Source organism: Mesorhizobium sp. WSM4823 (genome assembly GCF_055811195.1).
This window is the reverse complement of sequence record NZ_JBVVQL010000002.1, coordinates 568,133-589,681: the sequence shown is the minus strand read 5'-3', so window position 1 is coordinate 589,681 and position 21,549 is coordinate 568,133. Positions and strand designations below refer to the sequence as shown.

At 57.7% G+C, this 21,549-nt stretch carries 19 protein-coding genes and 2 pseudogenes; 8 read left to right on the top strand and 13 right to left on the bottom strand.

The genetic code is table 11. The features are described from left to right. Position 1 precedes the first annotated feature (1 nt). The 6 genes and pseudogenes from pcaD to AC0L26_RS07645 all read left to right on the top strand — a co-directional run. Positions 2-802: a 3-oxoadipate enol-lactonase gene (gene pcaD / locus AC0L26_RS07670; protein ID WP_473632150.1), complete on the top strand. Its 801-nt coding sequence runs from the start codon at positions 2-4 to the stop codon at positions 800-802. After that, entirely contained in the window at positions 799-1,203 is a 405-nt protein-coding gene (pcaC, locus tag AC0L26_RS07665) for a 4-carboxymuconolactone decarboxylase (RefSeq protein WP_473631995.1), read from the top strand. The genes pcaD and pcaC overlap by 4 nt, the downstream gene beginning before the upstream one ends. Next, entirely contained in the window at positions 1,200-1,958 is a 759-nt protein-coding gene (gene pcaH, locus AC0L26_RS07660; protein WP_473631994.1) for a protocatechuate 3,4-dioxygenase subunit beta, read from the top strand. The genes pcaC and pcaH overlap by 4 nt, the downstream gene beginning before the upstream one ends. Then, positions 1,958-2,572 (top strand): protocatechuate 3,4-dioxygenase subunit alpha, encoded by a 615-nt coding sequence (gene pcaG / locus AC0L26_RS07655; RefSeq protein WP_473631993.1) that lies wholly within the window; start codon positions 1,958-1,960, stop codon positions 2,570-2,572. Before pcaH ends, pcaG begins: the two co-directional genes overlap by 1 nt. Beyond that, positions 2,569-3,627 carry a 3-carboxy-cis,cis-muconate cycloisomerase gene (locus AC0L26_RS07650; protein WP_473631992.1) on the top strand — a complete coding sequence of 353 codons (1,059 nt, stop codon included), beginning with the start codon at positions 2,569-2,571 and terminating at the stop codon, positions 3,625-3,627. Before pcaG ends, AC0L26_RS07650 begins: the two co-directional genes overlap by 4 nt. Positions 3,628-4,454: 827 nt before the next feature. Further along, a pseudogene (locus AC0L26_RS07645) lies at positions 4,455-4,760 on the top strand (site-specific integrase); the annotation flags it as partial. Between the two features lie 1,208 nt (positions 4,761-5,968). On the opposite strand, the gene AC0L26_RS07640 reads toward AC0L26_RS07645, so the two are convergent. From AC0L26_RS07640 to AC0L26_RS07595, 10 genes and pseudogenes are all read right to left on the bottom strand, one after another. Then, a complete protein-coding gene (locus AC0L26_RS07640) occupies positions 5,969-6,214 on the bottom strand; it encodes a DUF6196 family protein (protein ID WP_473631991.1) in 246 nt (81 codons plus the stop codon). 35 nt (positions 6,215-6,249) lie between these two features. Beyond that, positions 6,250-7,086, bottom strand: a pseudogene (locus AC0L26_RS07635) (tyrosine-type recombinase/integrase); the annotation flags it as partial. A gap of 327 nt (positions 7,087-7,413) precedes the next feature. Then, a complete protein-coding gene (locus tag AC0L26_RS07630) occupies positions 7,414-7,890 on the bottom strand; it encodes a PIN domain-containing protein (protein WP_473631990.1) in 477 nt (158 codons plus the stop codon). Positions 7,891-8,800: 910 nt separating this feature from the next. Next, positions 8,801-9,139, bottom strand: coding sequence for a slr1659 superfamily regulator (locus tag AC0L26_RS07625; RefSeq protein WP_473631989.1), 339 nt, complete (start codon positions 9,137-9,139; stop codon positions 8,801-8,803). A gap of 18 nt (positions 9,140-9,157) precedes the next feature. Next, entirely contained in the window at positions 9,158-9,718 is a 561-nt protein-coding gene (locus tag AC0L26_RS07620; protein ID WP_352930940.1) for a slr1658 superfamily regulator, read from the bottom strand. 2 nt (positions 9,719-9,720) lie between these two features. Continuing rightward, positions 9,721-12,105: a SpoIIE family protein phosphatase gene (locus AC0L26_RS07615; protein WP_473631988.1), complete on the bottom strand. Its 2,385-nt coding sequence runs from the start codon at positions 12,103-12,105 to the stop codon at positions 9,721-9,723. Continuing rightward, positions 12,102-13,280, bottom strand: coding sequence for a methyltransferase domain-containing protein (locus AC0L26_RS07610; RefSeq protein WP_473631987.1), 1,179 nt, complete (start codon positions 13,278-13,280; stop codon positions 12,102-12,104). Before AC0L26_RS07610 ends, AC0L26_RS07615 begins: the two co-directional genes overlap by 4 nt. Next, entirely contained in the window at positions 13,277-13,795 is a 519-nt protein-coding gene (locus tag AC0L26_RS07605; RefSeq protein ID WP_473632149.1) for a ubiquinone biosynthesis methyltransferase UbiE, read from the bottom strand. Before AC0L26_RS07605 ends, AC0L26_RS07610 begins: the two co-directional genes overlap by 4 nt. A 174-nt stretch (positions 13,796-13,969) precedes the next feature. Continuing rightward, positions 13,970-15,712: a putative bifunctional diguanylate cyclase/phosphodiesterase gene (locus tag AC0L26_RS07600; RefSeq protein ID WP_473631986.1), complete on the bottom strand. Its 1,743-nt coding sequence runs from the start codon at positions 15,710-15,712 to the stop codon at positions 13,970-13,972. Positions 15,713-15,996: 284 nt separating this feature from the next. Continuing rightward, positions 15,997-17,139 (bottom strand): helix-turn-helix domain-containing protein, encoded by a 1,143-nt coding sequence (locus AC0L26_RS07595; protein ID WP_473631985.1) that lies wholly within the window; start codon positions 17,137-17,139, stop codon positions 15,997-15,999. Positions 17,140-17,368: 229 nt separating this feature from the next. Between AC0L26_RS07595 and AC0L26_RS07590 the strand changes: the two genes are divergently transcribed. Both AC0L26_RS07590 and AC0L26_RS07585 read left to right on the top strand, forming a co-directional pair. Next, a complete protein-coding gene (locus AC0L26_RS07590; protein WP_473631984.1) occupies positions 17,369-17,857 on the top strand; it encodes a hypothetical protein in 489 nt (162 codons plus the stop codon). A gap of 951 nt (positions 17,858-18,808) precedes the next feature. Next, positions 18,809-19,126 (top strand): hypothetical protein, encoded by a 318-nt coding sequence (locus tag AC0L26_RS07585; RefSeq protein WP_473631983.1) that lies wholly within the window; start codon positions 18,809-18,811, stop codon positions 19,124-19,126. A 70-nt stretch (positions 19,127-19,196) separates the two neighbouring features. Here AC0L26_RS07585 and AC0L26_RS07580 read toward each other — a convergent pair whose 3' ends face one another. From AC0L26_RS07580 to AC0L26_RS07570, 3 genes are all read right to left on the bottom strand, one after another. Continuing rightward, positions 19,197-19,760, bottom strand: coding sequence for a DUF995 domain-containing protein (locus AC0L26_RS07580; protein ID WP_473631982.1), 564 nt, complete (start codon positions 19,758-19,760; stop codon positions 19,197-19,199). A 129-nt stretch (positions 19,761-19,889) separates the two neighbouring features. Continuing rightward, positions 19,890-20,834 (bottom strand): glycoside hydrolase family 26 protein, encoded by a 945-nt coding sequence (locus tag AC0L26_RS07575; RefSeq protein ID WP_287344659.1) that lies wholly within the window; start codon positions 20,832-20,834, stop codon positions 19,890-19,892. Then, positions 20,831-21,352, bottom strand: a complete 522-nt coding sequence (locus AC0L26_RS07570; RefSeq protein ID WP_473632148.1) for a DUF995 domain-containing protein — start codon at positions 21,350-21,352, stop codon at positions 20,831-20,833. Before AC0L26_RS07570 ends, AC0L26_RS07575 begins: the two co-directional genes overlap by 4 nt. Positions 21,353-21,549: the final 197 nt, after the last annotated feature.

Genomic DNA, 21,549 nt, shown 5'->3' with positions numbered 1-21,549 from the left:
TATGACCTTTGCTCGGATTAACGGCGCGACGATCCACTACCGGCATCGTCCCGTAGCTGGAAGGCCGACGGTCGTCTTCGCGAACTCGCTCGGTACGGATATGCGCATCTGGAACGAGCTCCAGCGAAGGCTCGCCGACGACTATACGTTCGTTGCGTTTGACAAGCGCGGACACGGTCTGAGCGAACTGGGTGACGCGCCGCAAACGATCATGACCCATGCCGCAGACCTTGCCGGGCTGCTCGACCATCTTGGCGTAAAACGTGCAGTGATCTGCGGGCTTTCGATCGGTGGCATCATTGCGCAATGCCTTTACAAGACGCGGCCGGATTTGATCGAGGGGTTGATCCTTTGCGATACGGCAGCGAAAATCGGCACGGCCGAGATGTGGAACGGGCGCATCAACGCGGCCCTATCGGAGGGTATCGCGAGCTTTGCCGACGACGTGATGCGAAAATGGTTCACACCGGATTTCCATAAGAATCGCGGCGAGGAACTGGCGGGTTATAAAACGATGCTGACGCGCCAGGATCCGGCCGGCTATGCTGCTGCCTGCGCGGCTGTCCGCGACGCCGATTTCACCGCGACGACCGCCGCGATCAAAGTGCCGACGCTCTGCATTGTCGGCGACCAGGACGGATCGACGCCGCCTGACCTGGTGGAATCGCTGGCCCGCTCAATCCCCGCCGCAGGGTTGGAGGTCATCGCCGGTGCGGGCCACATCCCATGCGTCGAGCAGCCAGAAAGGCTCGCCGGGCTGATCCGTGGCTTCCTGAACGACATGCGAAGAGAGCGCAAATGAGCAAGCCACAACACGGCGCCCGACACGTCGAAGGGATGGCGACGCGCCGCTCCGTCCTGGGTGACGCCCATGTCGACCGCGCAGAGGCGGCCAAGACCGAATTCGATATTCCTTTCCAGGAACTGATCACGGAGGCTGCATGGAGCCACGTCTGGTCGCGGCCGAACATCACCAAGCGCGAGCGTTCTATGATCACCATCGCGCTGCTCGCCGCGCTGAAGCAGGATGAAGAGGTTGCGATGCATATCCGCGCCGGCGTCAATACCGGGGCGACGCGCGACGACATACGCGAGGTGCTGCTGCATGTGGCAATCTATGCAGGGGTACCGGCGGCAAATCATGCGATGAAGATCGCCAGGAAGACGTTCGACGAAATGGATGCTCAAGCCGGCAAATCATGACTAACTCGCGCTTTCCCGCCAACCGCACGCCGGAAATCGGCGCCTTCTTTCAGCGCGACCGCAACTGGCATCCGCCGGCCTTCACGCCAGCCTACAAGACTTCCGTGCTGCGCTCGCCGCAACGGCCGCTTCTTTCACTCAACAACACCCTGTCGGAGCTTACGGGGCCGGTCTTCGGCCACAATATTCTCGGTGAACTGGACAATGACCTCATACACAATTTTGCCGGGCCGGGCGAAAGCGCGATCGGGCCGCGCATCCTCGTCTATGGCCGCGTACTCGACGAGCGCGGCATCGGCGTCGCCGGCGCGCTGCTGGAGATATGGCAGGCCAACGCAGGCGGACGCTACCGACACAAGAAGGAAACCTATCTCGCGCCGCTCGATCCGAACTTCGGCGGCTGCGGCCGCACCATCACCGGCGAGGATGGCTCCTATTGTTTCCGCACGGTCCAGCCGGGGCCATATCCCTGGCCCAACGGACCCAACGACTGGCGTCCAGCTCACATCCATTTCTCGATCTTCGGGCACGGCTTCGCGCAGCGCTTGATCACCCAGATGTATTTCGAGGGCGACCCGATGATCTGGAGGTGCCCGATCGTGCGGACCATCAACGACCGCCGCGCGATCGAAGGCCTCACCGCCGCGCTCGACATGGAGGCAACGATCCCGATGGATGCGCGGGCATACAAATTCGACATTGTACTGCGCGGCCGCCGCTCGACGCTGTTCGAAAACCGCATCGAGGGCAACTGATGGTCCAGGATCTCGGTCGGCTGAAGGAAAGCGCCTCGCAGACCGCGGGACCCTACGTGCACATTGGGCTGACGCCCAACTTTGCCGGCATCTCGGGCATCTATGAACGCGACCTTGGCGCCACGATGGTCAACGACAAGACCAAGGGCGAGCGCATCAGGGTCAATATCCGGGTGATCGACGGCGCCGGCTCGCCGCTGAAAGATGCGCTTGTGGAGATCTGGCAGGCGGACGCCGCCGGCATCTACAATACGCCTTCGGATGTGCGCGGCTTCGCCGACCCGAATTTTACCGGCTGGGGCCGGCTGCCCACCGACATGACGACGGGCGCGTGCATGTTTGAGACCATCAAACCCGGCCGCGTGCCCTTTTTTGACGGCCGCATGATGGCGCCGCACTTGACGGTCTGGATCGTCGCGCGTGGAATCAACATTGGCATTCACACCCGCATGTATTTCAGCGACGAGGAAACGGCCAACGCCGAGGATCCCGTCCTGATTCGCATTGAGCAAAGAGAGCGCGTGTCAACGCTGGTCGCACGACGCGATGGCGACATCTATAAATTCGACATTCACCTCCAGGGCACGAACGAGACGGTTTTCTTCGACATATGATCGCAGCGTTCGACAATCCACTCCTGTCCGGACTTCTCGGTGATGAGAAGATGGCGACGCTGCTCGGCGTCGAGGCCGAACTTGCGACGATGTTGCAATTCGAGAAAGCGCTCGCCGACGCACAAGGCGCACTCGGCATCGTCCCGGCGACTGCAGCAAGCGCAATCGGACGCACCCTCGACAACTTCCGGCCGAATATTGTGGCCCTGAGGGACGCAACGGCGCGCGACGGCGTCGTGGTACCGGAGCTCGTGCGGCAGATCAGGCAGGCAGTGGGAGAGCCGCATGCGGAGCATGTGCATTTCGGTGCTACCAGTCAGGACGTGAGCGACACGGCCATGATCCTGCGAATTCGCGCCTGTATCGACCTGTTGGAAGAACGGCTTTCGGCTCTGGTGGCGGCCTTCGCAGATCTCGACCATCGGTTTGGTGGCCGGCAGCTGATGGGCCGGACGCGTATGCAGGCGGCGATCTTGATTTCCGTAGCCGACCGCGTCACAAGCTGGCGCGAACCGCTTGTCCGCCACCACGGGCGGCTTCAATCGGTACGAAGATCGGTTCTCGTCATCCAGTTCGGCGGCGCCGTCGGGACACTTGAGAACTTCGCAGACAAGGGCGCCGCCGTCCGTGCCGCGGTGGCCGAGCGGCTGAGCCTCGGCGACGCGCCGCAGTGGCACAGTCAGCGCGATCGCGTCACCGAGCTCGCCAACTGGCTGTCGCTTGTGACGGGAAGCCTTGGCAAGTTCGGTCAGGACGTCGCGCTGATGGCGCAGGCAGGCGACGAGCTTCAACTGGCGGGCGGCGGTTCATCGTCCGCCATGGCGCACAAGCGCAACCCCATCGATGCCGAGATGCTGGTGACACTCGCCCGCTACAACGCAGTCCAGTTGTCGGGAATGCATCATGCGCTGATCCATGAGCAGGAGCGTTCTGGTGCAGCCTGGTCGCTGGAATGGTTGGTCTTGCCGCAGATGCTCATGGCGGCTGGAGCATCGACCCGTGTCGCGGACAGGGTAGTCCGAACCATTGCGATGATCGGAGGCGAAGTGAGCTGATCTCAAGGCTCTTTCCGCTGCATCGAACGAGTGATGGCGGCGAGTTCATTTTGGTTCAGTGACGCCCAGTACATTGGCGATGAGGCCGATCCGGGCTCAGTAGGATGCGCCTGACATTCTGAGGATCGCGAGTTTGGCCCTGGTGGATTGGCTTTTTGCAGTCGGAGCGGAAATATCTTGTTCTGCGGGCGCCTGAGACCGAGCAGGTTGCCGGTTGCCTCCACCTGATTGTGCAAGTGCTCCAGAACGTGTTGCACCATTCCGCAAAGTTCCGGATCACCTGCGCTGCGATGGTTGCCTTGTCCTGCGGTAGAACCGCCCGTAGTGTCGCTGCACCATGTCCGGCGTCTCTGGATCGCGTAGCTCACTGCGCAACGAACTTTTCCAGCGTCTGCCTTTGGCCTTTTCCAGCGTCTGTCTTTGGCGCAATGGGCGGCCGCGCCTAGTCGCGCCAGATGACCGCTTTCGGGATCGGCCTGCCGTCTGCTCAACGACCAGAAAGGGGAGCAGAGCAGTCATCGCCCGACGCGGTCTGAGCATTTTGGCGGCCATCGATCGCCGCCAATGCTACGCTGGGGTGCTCCCGACGGCTCGGCAGTAACCATCCAAAAGTGCCTATTTCGATCCCGCAGGATCACACTCTATCTCGCTGATTCATCTGCATTCTCTGACTTGTCGTAAGCCCGGCTAGTGTGGCAGATTCGGGGTGGTTTTCGGGGGATCAAAACCCCTACAGACCCCAACTGCCGACCCTAGTTTTTCGGTGGGTGCAAACCCCACTTCTCATCCGTCGGCAAAGCCCACTCTCAATCCAGGGGAGAACGAGCATGCCGATCATTTCCGATGGAGAAATACGCGCCGCAATCAAGCGCACTGAGCAAAGTGGCAAGCAAGAAACACTTGTCGACGGCGACGGACACGGCACTGGCCGGCTCATCCTGATTCTGAAGCCTATGCCGACCCGCGTGACGGCCGACTGGATGGCGCAACAGTGGCGCGACAAGAAGCGCGTCAAAAAGAAGATCGGCTCCTACCCGTCTGTGTCTCTCGCTAGTGCGCGAGAGATATTCGACCGCGATTTCGCCAAGATCATCCAGAAGGGCCGAAGCATCAAGATCGCGACAGATACCCGACTGGATTGTAGCCAACTAGCATCGCATCTCGGTCGCGAGGCCGAAGAGAGTAACCGAATAGGCAAAACTAGTAGGGCAACGCGGCACGCGGCCGATTCTACCGCTACGAAAGACTACTCATCTCTTGAGGGAGTGACCGGCGCCGCTTGGGGGGCGTGGGGTAGATTGCCTGTAGGGCGCCGGCCGGCGGATTGGGGTCCGCCGTTGCAAAAGTACCGACCATGGCGATCCAAGTAACTTCCGCGATCGCGAAAGTTCCTACGCGTTCCCGTCTGTTTCACTCTCCTCATCGATTTCGCGCACCGACAGATAGGGTTTCGTTTCCAAACACTCGCACAGAACGATCCGAATGAGATCGGACCGACCAAACAGGAAAACACGACGTGTTGGGACGGCCGCGGTGCTGCAACGGCGGCGGATCAGCTAAGCGGAGGGTTGCTGCGACGAAACCGGGACGCGCGACCTGCGGCGAAAGCGTGCCGGTGGCACGGGCTCCAGGAGTGGAACAGGGTGATGCCCGAGCCAGATGATCGGCGACCATGCCGACGAAGAACGCCTCCTATTTGGCTTAATCATCCGGCGCCGTGACACGTGTGGAGATGGAACGATGTTCTTTGAGAATTTTCGCACGGGCGGCATGTCCGTGGATGAAATCATGATCAACTACCGGCTTGGAGGTGAAGGCGCGCTTTGTTTCTGTTGCATGGTTGTCCGCAGACTCTCTGCGTGTCCTGAAAGATGAGCGTCAAAGCACGGGATGTGCGAGGATTATCGCGCTGGCGGCACAATTGACTTGGTCATGATGCGGCTGATGTCGGGCGACGCTTTGAAGCGCCTCTTTTGCTACTGTGGCGCGCGCAATCGGTGTGGCAGCGTTTCAAGATGATTGAGGGATGGGAGCAGTTTGCCAGGAGTATTACCGGGTGCCCAATCGAAGCAGGGCATTACCTCGCGGAGGAGGCGCCGGATCGAGTGCTACGGGAGCTTCTCCCTTTATGGAGGCGTCGTTGGGGTCGACCGCGATGGCGCAGCAGACGCCCGATCAAACGCGGCTAGGGGTCGCTCATCGGGAATCCCGCGTCTTCAACTCGGTCGTGTCGATGTGCAGGGCGGGTATGAGAGGTGGCGCATTCGGAAGTCGCTTTGCCGCGCAATAATGAACCGCCATTGCTGGCCTAATGGCATCCGAGAATACAAACGTCTTGCAATCAAGCTGGCAGTACCAAGCCTTGCACCTCAGGGAGAACTTGGTTGCGCAGTTCCCAGGGGCAGGCCCAGTAGTCGAAGATACCGCCATCAAGGGTGTTTTGGCCGCAGATCACAAACACGCCAGTGCCAAAACGTTGCTTCAGATGTGTGGCCAACCAACCCACAAAGCCCGAGTTGTCGACGCCATGTGGGAAATGAAACCTCCAGATCACGAATGCCTCGGGAGCTTCCCACTCGCTTTTCACCAATTGGCTCCACACGCTGTCGTCGCGGATCAGCGCCAGCGCTTCGAACTGACATCCTGAAGAGCATGGTTCTGCAGGCGATCGCGCATTTCCTTGGAGATTCCGGCTTTGCCCGCGAGCGTCTTGAAAGTCCTGCGCAGGTCGCGGTTGGTCGCGTAGGGTATCACCCCGCGATCTCGTTGCCGCCAGACGAAACTGTAGAGCGAGCCGTGGCTGACCGGCCGGGATGGATCGTTCGCCGATGGGAAGTACCAGCCATATTCGTTGGGAGTGATGGACTCGATGACTTCTGCAGCCAGGGTCGGTACGGGCGCGGCGTGCGGCTGATCGTTCTTCGTCTTCGACCAGTCTATTATCTTTTCGGCCGCATCCCATTGTTCCACATGGAGACGTGCGATCTCTTCAACGCGCTGGCCGGTGAGCATGATGAGTTGGATTGCGCGCGGATAGGAGGGGTGGACCGGGACGTCAGGGCAGTCGAGCCACCAATAGAGACGGGCGAATTCGGCCTCATCGAGCCAGCGTGTGCCCCGCACCTTCGGCTCGGTCGGAATCGCGGAAGCGGGATTGAACGGAATGCGGAACCGGCGCGGTGATGAGTTCCGATAATCGTGTTCGGATTTCATGCCCCAGCTATAGGCGGCGTGGACATAGCTTCTGACGTGGTCTGCCATGGCACGGGCGCCGCGCTCATAGATTGGGCGGATTACCTCGACAATTTCCTCAGGGTCGATTTCGCGGGCCAGCCGATGGCGGCCGAGGGTGTTGGCGATTTTGTTGAGACCCTTTTCTGTCTCTTTCCAGGAGGGCTTACCCGCGGCCTTAAGCGCGGCGACATAGCCTGCGAAGAGATCTGCGACGGTGTCCACCCTTCACCTGCGGCCGCAATACCCCAAGGGTAGATCAAATCGAATGCGGTTAGCGCTCTCGCCAAGCTGCCATCAGGTGCAGAAAAATCAACATAGGACCAACCGGTTCCAGGATCGCCGCGTCGCCACACTCTCAGAGTGCCACCCTTCCAACTGCCCGCATATTCATGTTTACCCAAAGTCACAATATTGATCAAGCCATCGCCCCCAGGATGCAGACTGCCCCCAGAGCCTCCGAGTTGGAATGCTGACTGCTGTCCATTAGCAGTTAAACAGTTGTGGTTGGCTTTGAAGTCAAATAAGCGCGTGCTATCCGCCGCACCCTTCAATTCAGCGTTCGCCTGCGGTGGGTGCCAAAGAGTTACGTGCAATCCCCCACTGACCAAGGATGGATAAGAGGAACGAAATCGGAATCGCCTGCAAACAGTGTTGCTTTCGATATGTTGCCCGGAAAGCGTGGGTCATCATATCAACCGCTAATCGGACATCCACGCCCTTTTGTCGCTTATCAACCACCCCCACAATTTGCCCGAGGGCAACGTGGACCCGATCGAGCGCCTGAATTTTCGCAAACCGATCGTGGTCTGGCTGCACGCGAGCTTCATAGGCAGCCTGCGTTTCATTGTGCGTCTTGCCTGGAACGGCATCGTAATAAAAAATTTTAGCGTAGCCCCCACCTGTCATCGGTGCAACATGCGATTGATAGGCGCTCGCATCGCGAAACAAATCCAGACAAATCTTCCTGACGGTTGCTCGCAGGCAACCACCGTCGATGAAAAGATATTCTCGCTCCTCCCTCGATGTCATGTCACCTTCGTTCCCTGCGAGTTACCCAATTCGACTTATCGATGAAGGTGTAGGAGTGCCGTTTTCTACAGATGTCCGCAATGGGGGTTGTGAGCCGAAACTCAAACTAACCACCCAAATAGGAGGTCTATTGTTCTTCCGGAAGCGACTGGTGCTCCGGCTGGGCATGATACAAATTGAAACATTTCATCCCCCTTCCCGGTTTGTGGACAGACTTTCGATGCGCGCGATTTGGGCAGGTGTTCATCCGGTCCAGGGGATCAAGGCTATGGAACACCACGGGTTCCGGTGGCTCGAGACTTTTCCACCTCAGCTGGACCGAGACAGTGCGCGAATGGCTGGAAACGGCTATCTGCCGATCAGGGCGATCGACTAGGAAAGCGAGACGGACGGCAGCGCGCAGGCTGGCACGACATGCAGAAGACCCGCCGCTACATTTGCGAAGCGACGGGCCTCCACCCCATTCCCCCATACCTGACCACGCAATTGCGGTGCCAGACGTCTTGACCCATTGCGAGGCACCTTATGGCTCTACACAGCGCCACCTTTGACCGCGCAGTGGCGGCTGATTGGCAGGCAGCACGACATCACCCCAACAAGATGCCTGCCACCTGTGCCCAGCCCCCGCCAAGCCGTTGCAAGCATCTACGCACGAGGCCGATCTGTCGTTAGCTCTGCATCCTAATACTTATCCTGGCGTACATATCTTGCCCGGCGCGGCGCTCTTGCCTCGTTCCCGACCGGCTTATTGCTGTCCGGGATTGCCGCCAGCCTACGCAGCCCTTGGCTAGGGCGGTTCGTCATTTCACGGAACCGCAGAAGCGCTCTACCTCTCTAATTTTCTGACTGCAATTCCGGACGGAAAACCGTTCTCACTTCCTGGAATTGCTCTGACTGCGGACGGCATTGGTCAATCCAACAAAAGCACCAAGGCGGGATGCAGCTTCTTCAGGTTGGGCAATGATTTCGACTGCCAGGGTATGTCGGGCGTTCCACGCACGACGAGCTGAACATCGGGATGCTTGCGCACCTCAATGGTAAATTTCGCCAGCAGGTTGATGCCGGAAGAGTTGAGAAAGTGAAGGTCCTTCAGGTTGAGAGTAATGGAAGAAGGATTCGAGGCAAGAACACTGGCCGCCAACGCCGTGATAGGCGCACCGGATTCGGAACTGGCAAGCCGCATTGCACCGTCGAAGAAAATTTCGTTTCCTTCGGTCCACACGCGGTAATCGTCTGTCTTGATTTCCATAAGCTGGCTTCGTTTCATTTAGTTGTGAATTTGCGAGATCGGAATGGAGGCATATGTCTCCACGCAAATCCGATCGCTTTCGTCGGCGGCGCTGAATATCCAGGCCAGGCGCGCGCCGTAGTCGCTCATCAATGTCAGCAATCCAAGTCCGGAGCCTCCTACGTCGGGGTTGGCAGCATTGGCTTCAATTCGCTGTATCAGCAGGTCCACTGGGTCGCCAGCTGTTATGTCCGCCAGAAGGTTTTGGAACCCAGACGCAATTATACCGTCGACGTCATTCGACACTTTGAGCTTGAAGCTCTCCGAATCCATCGATGCCTCGATCAGGATCTCGCCCGGTGCACGAAACTTGACGGCATTTTCGATGAGCTCGTTGACCAGATATCCGATGCTGTGCCGCACTTCCATGTAATCATTGCGGGACGACCGGAAGCGCAATGCGAAAAGATCGGCGATGAAGTCCGAGGTCGTGGCACAATGACGCCAACTCAAATCGAGAGGTCCGTCGAACAGCCGCACTCGACTGACGCTCTCCTTCATCCCGATCGCGATATCAGGGGTACCGAACAGCGTTGTCATTGCTATGTGTGCCTTATGATCACGAGGGTGATGTCATCGTGGATCTTCTGGATCCCGATATGGGCCATCAGATCGTCGATGATCCCAGTCTTGATGTCCTCGGCGCTGCTGCCGTGACGTCTTTGTACGCTCTGGCTGAGGCGCTCGAACCCGAACAACTTTCTTTCGTGGTCTTCCGCCTCGGTCACACCGTCGGTGTGCAGCACGATCACGTCGCCGCTTCCGAACAGGATGTCACGCGTGGCTATGAACTTCGAGATGTCATTCTCCAGGCCAACCGGCAGACCCAGATCAATCGTATCGATACGTTCGACTTCCCCGTCCGCACGCACGACAAGAACGTCCTCATGCTGGCCGGATAGCGTTACCCGCTGATCTTCGAAGTCAAGAAAGGCCAGCGAGAGATGCTTGTTTGTATTCGTCCGCTCGATGTTTTTGTAGATCGCTCTGTTCAGCCGATCCAGAAACTGGTGCGGATTCGCTTCTTCGGTCTCCTGCAGCGCGCGCGCAACGGATTGGACCATCAGCATCAGCACACCGCTCTCAAGACCATGACCGGTCACGTCGCCGATGCCGATCTTGACCCGTGATCCGTTCTGCAGGACGTCATAGTAGTCGCCGCCAACCTCGTCAGCCGGACGCATGTAGGCTGCGATCTCCAGCCCAGGAATCGCTTCGAGTTCAATTTGTTTCGGCAGGACCATCATCTGGATCTGCCTGGCAACCGCGAGCTCGGCACCGAGGCGGACGTTCTCGTCTCGCAGCTTTTCGTTGAGTGCCGAAATCTCCTGGTTGGCGTCCCCGAGCTCCCTGGTTCGTTCGTCGACGAGCTGCTCGAGGTTTTCCGTGTGAAAGCTGATCTGCTCAGCCATCCGGTTGAAAGCGACCCCCACCGCTCCAACCTCGTCGCGCGTCGGAATGCTTACCCGGACTGAATAGTCTTTCGCCTGCAACCGCTTGGCGGCCCCCGCAAGCGCACTGAGGCCTGCAGTGATCCGCTTTGAAATTCCGAAGACAGCCGCAAAGACGATCAGTAGCGAAACGATAACTGCGATGACCTGGGTGATCAGGATCCGGTTGGTTGCGCTGGAAATGCTCTGCTGCGCAGCAAGGAGGGAAGCATAAATTTCCCGTTCGGGGACGACGAAGCCAAGCATCAGGGTTTCGGCCGTGATGGACCCCGTACTATTCCAGAGATTGACTGGGTCCAGTCGGCGAAGTGCGACCATGTACGGTTGGGCTGTGCCGTTCTCCTCAATCGAAATATGCTTAATGACTGTCTTGTCGTCGGCGGGAAGTTCGAGCGCTGCGACGGTCGCGTGCGTACTCTTTTTGAGCGAGCGATCGAGGCCGGTAACGCCTTGACCTGCCGCACCACTTGCGATCTTGAGCCCGAGCATTTTCTCGCCTTCAGGCTTGATCGCGAGCACATTGCCGTTCGACATCGTGAGAAAACCGAAGCCCGTATCGGCGACCTTCACACTTTCGACGATTTCAGCGAGTTGATCGAGCGTAACGTCGGCAGCGACCATGCCGGCGACATTACTGCGGTCTTTCGTCCAGAGTGGGTGGAAGAAGCTCACTATGAGCTTGCCGGTAATGGCGTCGATGTAAGGAGCAGTCGCAGTGATGTCATCGCCCTTTACGGGGCGCGAATCGGGCTCACTGATCCAGCCTTCCCAGCCTTCATAGACGCCAGGGAAGAAGAAATCCCAGAAATTCGCGTTGTCGTGGCCTGGATAAAGCTTGTCGAAGGTCTGCGCCTGATCGGAATAAGGAATCGTGCGCATGATCGGCCCTGACTTCGGCCCTACGTAGTAGACCTGCAGCTTCTTGGTGCCAGTTGACATCTGGCTTGTGCCAAAAATATCGAAGATCGCACTCTCCTGAACGTCGCGGAGAATTTCGGGCTTCGGCTGGTGATTAGCGGCGAGGAGATATCCCCAGACACTCATGACCGAAGTTGACCCTTGCCGGGTCTGTAACCAGTTTCCCGTGGCGTCATATGCAAGCGGCGCATTAAAATAGGGGTTGTGCGCCAACGCCTTGCCGATCGCATCTTTTGCTGCCGGATAATCTATTAGTCTCTGCATGGAGGCTGCAAGTGCGGTCACCTCGGAGTGCATGCTGCCGAACAGGAGATCGGCGCGCAGCGCCGTCGTCTCGATATAGTTCTGGAGGTATTCCTGGCTTGCCTTGGTGAGGCCGCTCTCGATCTGGTGCGTCGCGTCCCGGGAAAGCCGGTTCACATTCCACAGCGCGACGCCGCCGCCGACGAGGAGGTCGAACAGCACCGCCCCACCCACAACGATCAAGAATTTAGCGCGGAAGCTGTTAAGCCGGAGGACAGGCCAGGGTCTGGACGGTGTTGCATCCAAATCGGTCATAGCGGCTTGCCTCCCGATGCAACCCAGATCGGCCAGCCGGCATAGCCCTTGGAGTGGAGCGCAGCGAAGATGTGGTCCTGGAAGCCCTGTCGGAACCGTCTGATAAACGCCGGTGTGTCACCTCGCTTGGTAGCCATCTCGCCTGCATAAACATTCTCCCATGCCGCTATGACGTCCGCGAAGTCCTGTGGATCGCCGTCGTGGTTGGTGACCATGAAGGACTCGACCCGAATGTCTTCGAGCCCCGCTTCGGTCAGGTAGCGTTTGCTCTTCGGGCCGAGCTCAATATCCATCTGGAAGTGCGCCCACAGCTTCGCGACCTCGTTATAGGTCCACTGGATGCTGTCGGCGCGTGGTTCGCCCAGGCAGTGCGAATTTTTTTCATTGGTGATGTAGACACGTCCGCCCGGCTTGCAGATGCGAAACAGTTCTCTGAGGATCAGTTCGGGCTTGTTGAACACCTGCAGCGAATGGCGGCACGTGACGAGGTCGAACTGATTTTCCTCGAGCAGCATTTCTGATGCATCGCCATATGTGTACTCGATGCCCTTGATATCGAACTCCGCAGCCACGTTTCGCGCATAGGCAAGGCTCGACCTGGAGTGGTCGAGGGCGACGATCCGCGATGGCTGGAACTCCTTCTGCACGAGCACGGCGAAATCACCTATGCCGCAACAGACGTCGGCCATCACAATCCCGGGCCTCATGCCGTGTCGGGGCAAGATTGCGCGCTCGTGGTGCCAGGTCATCTTTGTTTGTGTGCGCAGGATCGGCACGAACCCGCCTTCCTCAAGGAAGCCCTGCCCCGGATAGAATTCGCTGTCATACTCCTCGACCGTAATGTTCGGTTCGATTCCACTCAGGCGACCGAACTTTCGTGACGTCCATGCGACGACGCTTGACGTGATGACGATGAATTTGAGATCGGGTCGAGCCCGACAAGCGTCGAGAATGATCCTCGAAAAGGCGTGAAAAGCAGCGTTGTTCATCTGAGTCAGACGTCTGACATTGACGTAGAGAACGCCGCGCACACGGCCGATCGCATCGCGAAGCAATGCTATGCTGGGTCCAAGTTCATCGATTGCCTGAGGCCGGACCACCCCCGATATGGAGAACTCCTGATTGTTGGCGTCGTATTGCGCCTTGAAACGCGGGAGAACGTCGTAAGGGTTCAATTTTGCAAGCCCTCGAGCGGAAGATCGACGACAAGCCTGATTGCATCGCCGTCGGCTTCCTCGATGCGGAGCGTCGCGTTGTAGTCGACAGCCAGTTCCAAAAGTACCACCTCGCGGCTGGGCGCGAGATCCCCAGACACCGAATTGAGGTATCGCTCTTTGGCCTCTGTTCCTGCGACTTGCGCCACGGCTTGTTCGTAGAATTGGCGTTCCTCCGGCACGCAAGGAAGTGTCAACTCGATCCTGTCCGTCGCGCCATGGCGTGACACCCTGCATGCCAGTTCGCCGTCGGAATGGCGCGTCCGAAAAGCGACTTCCAGCAATTCGTTGAAGGCAGAGGAAAAGAGATTTGAATGATAGACCGAATCTGACCTGTTTTGACTGATCATCCGGGCCATGTATGTAGAGACATAATCGCAATGTTTCCAAGCGGAGACAAAAGCTTTGATTTCCATGTCGAACTGTATCATCGCCTCAAAAGTCGGCTCAGCCAGATCGTGATGAACAGTTCCCATCGGCATCCTCACTTGTTCCATCAGTGTTAAGCCCTAGCGGGGTGATGGCCTCCGCGACGACAAGTCCTACCGCGCCGGTGATGTCAGTCCCGCATCACCTCGAAGAATTGCGCGGGTATCTGCCTCGATCGTTCTACAAATCCCCCCTTCATCGTTAACAAAGGGTGCAAGGCGCTAGAGCGCCCGATTCGATTCCTCCATCGCCCGTACGACCCTCAGCGGGGAACGCCTGATGAAATCGCCAATCGCCTCGGCTCCAAGCGGTTTTCCCAGGAAGTTGCCTTGCAGGCCATCGCAATTCTCCTTGATCAGCCACCGTGCCTGTGCCGACGTCTCGACCCCCTCGGCAGTGACACTTATCCCCAGGCCGTGCGCCAGAGTCATTATCGACCGCACGATCGTTTGGCTTTTGAGATCGGTCTCCAGGTCCGCAATAAAGTACCGATCTATCTTCAAAGTATCGAAGGGGAAGTTTTTAAGGTAGCTTAACGAGGAATAGTACGTTCCAAAATCGTCGAGCGAAATTCGTATTCCCAAAACGTTCAGAGTGTTCAACGTGTCGATATTGTCGATCGTCTTTTCAAGCAGGACCGTCTCGGTTATTTCAAGTTCAAGTCTGTCGGCTTCGATTCCAACTTTGTCGATGATCTGAGCGACCGTGTCCGTCAGCGAACCGCTAAGGAACTGAGCCGGCGACAGGTTCACTGCGACTGTCAGCGAGGAAGGCCACGTCAATGCCTGGCGACAGGCTTCCTCGAGCACCCATCGCCCAATCTCGTCCATCAGGCCGTCGGCTTCGGCGATCGGTATGAACACGTTGGGTGGAATGGTTCCGACCTCGGGGTGCCGCCACCGCAGCAGCGCTTCGAAACCGATCACCGACGCGGGAGGCCGAATGAGCGGCTGATATTCCAGATAAAGTTCGCCTTGCTCCAGCGCGGTTCGAAGACTGCGTCTCAGGTTCTCGCGTTGCTCGAGCAAGAGCAGCATCGAACGGTTGAATGTTCGAGCGCAGCCTCGTCCATCTGTCTTGGCCGCGTAAAGGGCAATATCAGCGGCTTTCATCAACTGTTCGCCATCGGTCCCGTGCTCCGGCCCGAAAGCAATTCCGATGCTCGAGCCTACGAAGACGGGAATGCCGTTGATGACGAACGGGTTCTTGAACGCGTCGACCAGCGATCCGGCGAGGCGCTCAGCCTCTGCTGGCTGCTCCTTTCCCAATTGGATGACAGCGAACTCATCGCCGGCATACCGGTATGCGGATTCGCCGTCCTGCAGCGCGTCGCGGATACGGCCCGCCGCGAGTTGAAGAAGAGTGTCGCCTGCTCCATGGCCAAGCGTGTCGTTGACCGCTTTGAAATCGTCAAGATCGATTTGCAGAAGGGCTGCTTTCGGCTTTGATCCGCCGAGGGCGGCCATTGCCTGCTGCAGCCGCTCGCCGAATCGCCGCCGATTCTGCAGTCCAGTCAGTACGTCGTGCGTCGCCTGATGGAGCAGAATTACATGCTCTTGCTCCTCCACGACGCTTCGCCCATCGCGCCCCCTTGATTCGATGATTCCCACACCATTCGCAGTGGCGAAAACGAAAGCGGACCGTGGCGCTTCACCCGATGAACGCGGCAAATCAATGCTTGCCGGTGAGCCGCCGTGGAACACACGAAGAAATTCGTCACGATACCTCGCATCGAGGAAGCTCGGGTAGATCTCCCAAACGGCGGCACCCGGCACCACCGCGTCTCCGTACACGCCTTTGAGTTTGGCTGCGTAATGCGTCAGACAGAAGTCGCGATCGTAGAACGACAAAAATTCGGTCGTGTACGCCAGAAGGTCAGCGAGCAGCGCTTCGCCGGGACGTGGTGCATCGCTTGAGGCAGGCCCCTCGCTCTCCGTGCCGACCCCTGATGCCTCCGGGTGCAATAGCGACCTCCATGGGCAGTGAGAATCCACGTCCCCCAGTCCAGAACTAGCATAACCGTCAAGCTTGGCAAACATACAACTCGCAGTCTCAACAAGTGTCTCATGCTGGGTAGTTGCAATGTATGCTCCGCTGTGATTGGCAGTGACATCGATGAACAGTTGGTTAATAAATCGGGAATTGGCAATAATTGATGGCGCGGTGGACGCGACACGAAATAATCTGGTCCATGAGGCGGCTGATCTTCCCCGCCCTTGTTTTGAGCCCGCCCCACCCGATCCTGTACTCAGCTTCCGAGCGCTTTGAGCCAATGTTCAAAGGGAGAGGCATCCTCGTGTCCGGCATGCGAAACAGAATGGGCGGGGCGCGGCAACACCACGGAACTTCGGACTTCGCGGGGGCTGTAACCGAATTCCTTGCTAAATGCTCGGCTGAAATTAGCCGCTGAACTAAACCCGACGGCTTCGGCAATATTGACAATGCGCCGGCTGTCCGCCGGATCGCTAAGCGCAACATGGGCTGCCAGAAGTCGGCGACTTTGTATGTAGTGGAGAACACCACCACTCGGTTCGAACAACTGATAAAGACGAGAGCGCGAGACGCCGAGCGCCCGGCACATTGAATCCGGCGTCAGATGAGCCGCAACCAGGTTGTTGTGGACGTATCGACGGGCTCGCTCCATCAGCGCGACACTCACCAGTTGTTCGGTGGCTGCGGCATGTTCCGCCGGCGGCGAGAGGCAGGCAATGATCATGCTGCGTGTTGCGTGCACGATGCGGGGCAGATCGTCAGCCGTGAGACTGCGCAGTCTTGCTTCGATGCTGTTGAGGTAGTCGAGCAAAAGGTTGGCAAAGTTGCCGGACAGAATTGAATTATTCTTTGCGTCCAGGGTTGCCGCCGCATCGGCGAACAAATCACGCGGCAAATAGAGAAAGAGACTTTGGGATTCCGTTGCCCTCCCGCGAAACGGATAGCCAAGCGATCTAATCTCCAATTTGCCCGGCTGGTTTTCCGCTACGCGGCGATCGACCTCCGTCCACGACCGGCCAGTATGCGGCAAAGCAATATACCAGTGATCGATCGAGCTGGACCGAAGCTTCGCAGCAGAACGCGTATAACTATGCGCCGGTGCGCGATGTTGAACGATCAGCATGCCGCCGAGGTTCCAAGCCGTGTGGTCGGCGGGAAAGCCATCGTCGAGTGATTTATCATCCGGCAACTCGATCTCGACAAGCGGAGCCATATGCGCCTGCCAAGCGACGAATTGATCCTCTGGCGCCAGTTCGAGCGTTGAAAAGAGCAAAGGTTCGAGCGCCGGCGCAAGTGACGGGGCGGCCTCGTTGTAAGGTTGAGCTTCGCGCGGCCAACGACGTCGATCGCGCTCAAGCGCCTGCCTCGCAAGCGCCTCGTCCTGCCTCTTAGCGTCCATCGCGTAGTGCCGTATCCGATTCCGGTATGCCCATCTCCACCTCAATCATGTGGTGTATCACAGGCATCTGGCAAGACTAGCGGAACGCGAGTCCACAGAGCGCCATCACGCTTGGTTACAGCAAGAAAATGCATTCCGAGATAAGTTTCTGGATGGGAAGCTAACGACACTCTTCAACTTGGTACGTATAGAATCGGTCGTCGTGGAATTAGTTGAGGAGTCCATCGAGATGATAGCAAAGCTCGACAGCGAAGCTCGTCGCAGGATAATTCTTGATCGATACAGTAAATTCAGTTGCACGCGAACTCCGAAAGAGGTGGCGGAATTCCGACAAGGATTTCATGTCCCAGAACAAAGCTCGACGTCTAGAGCTCGCGAGTGCGCGCTGATTTTAGGATTATTGAAAGTACCAGTCAGCGAGGCACCCTATTTCAACACGCGTCCCAGCGGTTCATCCGCAAAAAAAGGTCCTCCGCAACCACGTGCAGCGAGTCAGCGTTTCACTCGCACCTGCCTCAGCCCTCATGATTTGGCTATTTGTGAAGGCGTGTTTGATCAGGTTTGCGGAGATGAACACATCGACCCTTTAAGCCGGGATGCCGAGGCCTTGGCGGTGGCGATTGTCGCAATCATCCGAAAAATTACTACCTACGAGCCGAAACTGCTGGACGAAGTTAAATCTCTTCGTCGCTCAAAGGGCGCAGAGAAGGCGCACTAGCTGGCGGCGTTCGGAGGCGAATTGTTATGGCCCCGCGTTGGCAAGCCGATCGGCATCTGTATTGCCCATTAACGCCCGCCAGAGTGCAGCCACAGCGCTTTGCGAAGGAGATGGAAATGAGCTTGGCCCAAGACTTATCTGATGTTGCCCTCACATTCGATTGTCCGGATTGCTCGCATCCGGCGGTAAGGAAGGCCTCTGCGCTAAGAACGATCGCGCACTTCAGATGCAACGGGTGCAACGGCAAGGTACGGATCACCTATCCGCAGAAGGTAGCGATCTTCGAAAAGCACAAATTAGCCGCCCAAGATGCATTGCGATAACTCAATGCTGCGAGCGTGACCTTACTCCTGGTCCCAGAAATCCTGCAGCAAGGCGTGCCAAAGGTCCTTCCTGTCCCGCGGCCGTGATGCCCGACCTACCAATGCCTTGCCGGCCGCTTTGGGTGTCTGGGCGGTGGCCCGGCATGTTCCTGGACGCGCCTCCGCAGCCGTTCCCGTATCTCACGATTTACGCTGACAAACGCGCTGCCGACATATTTGCGGGTGCCAGGCTCGGCCACCAGGGCGAATGCCGGCTTACCTGCGGCCTGTGAATTGAAAGCGCGTCCGAAGCGTCCGCTTGGTCCGAAACTGCCAATCAAAGCTGGCTCGGAAACGCACCACCGCGAAGCGGCTCAGGCTTGTTGGGCTGGCCTCGGTCCGGCTCTCTCTCGACAAGCATGCAGTTGCATCGCCGGCCGGCGCTTCCCGCCCCGCGATGCAACGAGAAGACGAAGTGGAATTTCGCATCCATCGGCGGACGCGCCGCCGGCCTCATTTTGGTCAAATCGCCCCACCTGAGGCATGGGGAATGCAACATTTTGTCTAAATTTATCAAGATAGTTCAAACCAGAACCTAAAGTCCTGTGGGTACAACGCACTCCAGAACAAAAACATTGGAGGCTAGCACATGACGTTTTCTACTGCGCATCGGAACCGTTTTAGAAGAGTGGCGATTGCAGCGATCGGGCTTGCTGTTTCCGTGGCTCTCGGCGCAAACGCGCAAGCAGGCGAATTGCGTAAGCCAGAGAGAGAGACACGGTCCGTCTACCTTGTCAAATATCGGGTTAACAACGATGTTCGCTACAACAAGAAACCCGTAGGCAAGGTCGTTAAAATATCAGCATCCCGGTACTTGAACAGCAACAGCTATGTCTGCACTCCGAGCGGCTTTGGTCAGAAAGCGCGTTGCTACACTCGAAGGGTCTCGAATCAGCCGGGCGTTTAATGTTGGACCTGGTTTTGACAGAAGCCGCCGCGCCTGAGCCTGAAGCCGCGGCGGCTCCGTTTTTGAGCGGTTATCGAGAATTCGCCTTAAGATGCGAAACTTCTTTGCTTACCCGATTATCTTTGACCAGTTTGCGCGCCTCATCGTCCCGGCGAGCGGGATTGTGACGAAAGACATACCATTTCCCACCAGTGGAAGGCTTCTGATAAACGACGCCATGTTTTTCACGGTGCAGGAAACATGTGATTGCACCGTTTCTGGCCAGACTCCCTTTCGCTACTTTGCTGGCCCAGATAGCGCGCATACAGAGCTTGCCCCCATTGGTCGCATACCAGTTTCCCTCCGCATAGGACCATGCTGCCCGTTTGCGCGACCAAGCGGCGAACGGCTTCCTATTTGCAGAGAACAGCCCGCGAGCAGTTGTCTCCGCAGAATAGAACCCACCGCCGTTTTGCCATTTCCAGGTGCGGCCGGCATAGAGCTTTTCAACCGCTGAGGCCTTCATCGGCGTCGCGGCAGCGGCGCGTTTTTCTATAGTGTCGCCCGCCGGTTGTTTGGGAGCGGCGTAGGCATTGCCTGCAAGCAAGAACACAAACAACACCGCACTTGAGATAATCGAACGGATCGAAAACATTTTACTTCTCTCCACCAAGGCAATTCCAGTAGGACTGAGTAAGTCCTGCGTTGGAACCGCATAGAAATAAAGGGACGGAGCGGTTCGGCCATCTGGTGAAAGTCGAACCACTGTGTCGAACGACTTGGATCAGTCCAGCGGATGGTTGGCCACGCGCCAATCGGGCCGGCCGACATTTCTCGGCCATGGATAGACTTCACGATCGTTGAAGTAGACAACGGCTGTCATGTCCGGGAACTCGGCATGCGGCTTGTTTGCTTCCGCGGCCCAGTCACGAGCATATTCGTCGTTACCCTCGTAGCCAAGCTCCGCAATGGCGATTGGTTTGCCGAAGCCCGTGACACGGTCATAACCCGGCTTTGTGCGCTCCACAAAAGTCGTATCACGACCGACCTCCAGCTTGTCATAGGGCTGATAGCCAAAGACGGACAGACCGATAATGTCGACATATTTGTCGCCAGGATAGAAGGCTTCCAGTCCTTCTTCTCCTTTCGGTGACCACATGTATTGGGCCGACGGAAGATGCTTGCGGCATATGTCGATGACATGCCTATAGGCGTTCACATAACCTTCAGCATTCCAGAAAGCCCAGGTGAATTGCCCGTCATTATCTTCCATTTCCTGCCCCCAGCGGATAGTGACGGGGCTTTTCAGCTGCGCCGCCGCAGAGCAGACCGCTGACATATTGGCATCGTAGCGCCCGCCCAAAATCCCGGCGAGCAAATCCTCAGGACCTACACGCCAGTCCCGCGCCCAGGACCACGGCTCGACTGTGATCAACAGGGAACGTCCACGCTCACGCGCATAGGCATCTGCGGCGCTGAGCGTTGCCAGATCCACATCTTCCCAGGGAAGAAAAAGATGTTCGATTTTTGAGTTGGAATCGTTGGTATAATCCGCGTGCGGATCGTAGGCGCCGGGGGTTACGGAGTCAGCCGTGATGATGGGACGCTTGTCCCGAAACTGATTGCGGCTGTCGACACTCGCTCCCGACACGCCGCTGGCTGCATAGACACCACCGGAAATGCATGCGCCGCAAAGCAAGGCTGCTAATAGTTTAAAGAGACTTTTCAAGGCCCCCTCCCTTTCTTACTGTTCAGATGTGCCGCACCAAGCGCGGCTTTGATGGCATCGAGTGGACGGGAAACCAGATCGGTGGACACTAGCTTGCTGGCCTCGTCGTCTTGGTGGACCTCGGCGTTACGGAACGCATACCACTCACCACCGGGCTCGCGCTTCTGATAGATCGTTCCATTATCGATGCGATGCGAAAAGCAGGTCTTGGCGGGAAATACACCCTGTTCGGAATGCCATGTCGCGTTGAGACACATCCAACCTGTCTCGGTGATGATCCAGCGGCCTTCCGCCCAGGATTTGCCCGTCTCACCGTCCGTCCATGCCGAAAATTGCCGGTCCGCGCCTACCATCCGTCCGGCTCCGCTGTCCCACTGCCAGCTCTTGTCTCTATAGAGATCGTAGATTTCGCCTGCTGTCATGGGACGTGCCCCTTCCGGCAGAACGGAAACCTGTGAGGAAGAGGCAAAGGCCGGTGCGGCAATGCAGGACACTGCCCAAGCGACTGCTGTCAGCATCCGGAAACCTGACAGCAATAGAGCCCTTTCAGATTTAGAAACTGCCACCGGAACCTCCTGCCATCTCGAGATGAGCGGTTCCCGCCGTTTGTCCTCGATGGGCGTGTTCGGTCGCATGAGGCAGTGCGGCCGGGCATGTGCCGCTGACCAAACCGACATAGTCTGTTCCAATGATTGCGATCTTCATGTGTTGATTG

Bases quoted from the DNA above. Each gene is read 5' to 3' on its own strand.
- AC0L26_RS07650 (WP_473631992.1), top strand. From the start codon at position 2,569: ATGATCGCAGCGTTCGACAATCCACTCCTGTCCGGACTTCTCGGTGAT.
- AC0L26_RS07585 (WP_473631983.1), top strand. From the start codon at position 18,809: ATGACGTTTTCTACTGCGCATCGGAACCGTTTTAGAAGAGTGGCGATT.
- pcaC (WP_473631995.1), top strand. From the start codon at position 799: ATGAGCAAGCCACAACACGGCGCCCGACACGTCGAAGGGATGGCGACG.
- pcaG (WP_473631993.1), top strand. From the start codon at position 1,958: ATGGTCCAGGATCTCGGTCGGCTGAAGGAAAGCGCCTCGCAGACCGCG.
- AC0L26_RS07595 (WP_473631985.1), bottom strand. From the start codon at position 17,139: ATGGACGCTAAGAGGCAGGACGAGGCGCTTGCGAGGCAGGCGCTTGAG.
- AC0L26_RS07615 (WP_473631988.1), bottom strand. From the start codon at position 12,105: ATGACCGATTTGGATGCAACACCGTCCAGACCCTGGCCTGTCCTCCGG.
- AC0L26_RS07570 (WP_473632148.1), bottom strand. From the start codon at position 21,352: ATGCTGACAGCAGTCGCTTGGGCAGTGTCCTGCATTGCCGCACCGGCC.
- AC0L26_RS07625 (WP_473631989.1), bottom strand. From the start codon at position 9,139: ATGGAAATCAAGACAGACGATTACCGCGTGTGGACCGAAGGAAACGAA.
- AC0L26_RS07590 (WP_473631984.1), top strand. From the start codon at position 17,369: ATGATAGCAAAGCTCGACAGCGAAGCTCGTCGCAGGATAATTCTTGAT.
- AC0L26_RS07620 (WP_352930940.1), bottom strand. From the start codon at position 9,718: ATGACAACGCTGTTCGGTACCCCTGATATCGCGATCGGGATGAAGGAG.
- pcaD (WP_473632150.1), top strand. From the start codon at position 2: ATGACCTTTGCTCGGATTAACGGCGCGACGATCCACTACCGGCATCGT.
- AC0L26_RS07630 (WP_473631990.1), bottom strand. From the start codon at position 7,890: ATGACATCGAGGGAGGAGCGAGAATATCTTTTCATCGACGGTGGTTGC.
- AC0L26_RS07580 (WP_473631982.1), bottom strand. From the start codon at position 19,760: ATGTTTTCGATCCGTTCGATTATCTCAAGTGCGGTGTTGTTTGTGTTC.
- pcaH (WP_473631994.1), top strand. From the start codon at position 1,200: ATGACTAACTCGCGCTTTCCCGCCAACCGCACGCCGGAAATCGGCGCC.
- AC0L26_RS07605 (WP_473632149.1), bottom strand. From the start codon at position 13,795: ATGGGAACTGTTCATCACGATCTGGCTGAGCCGACTTTTGAGGCGATG.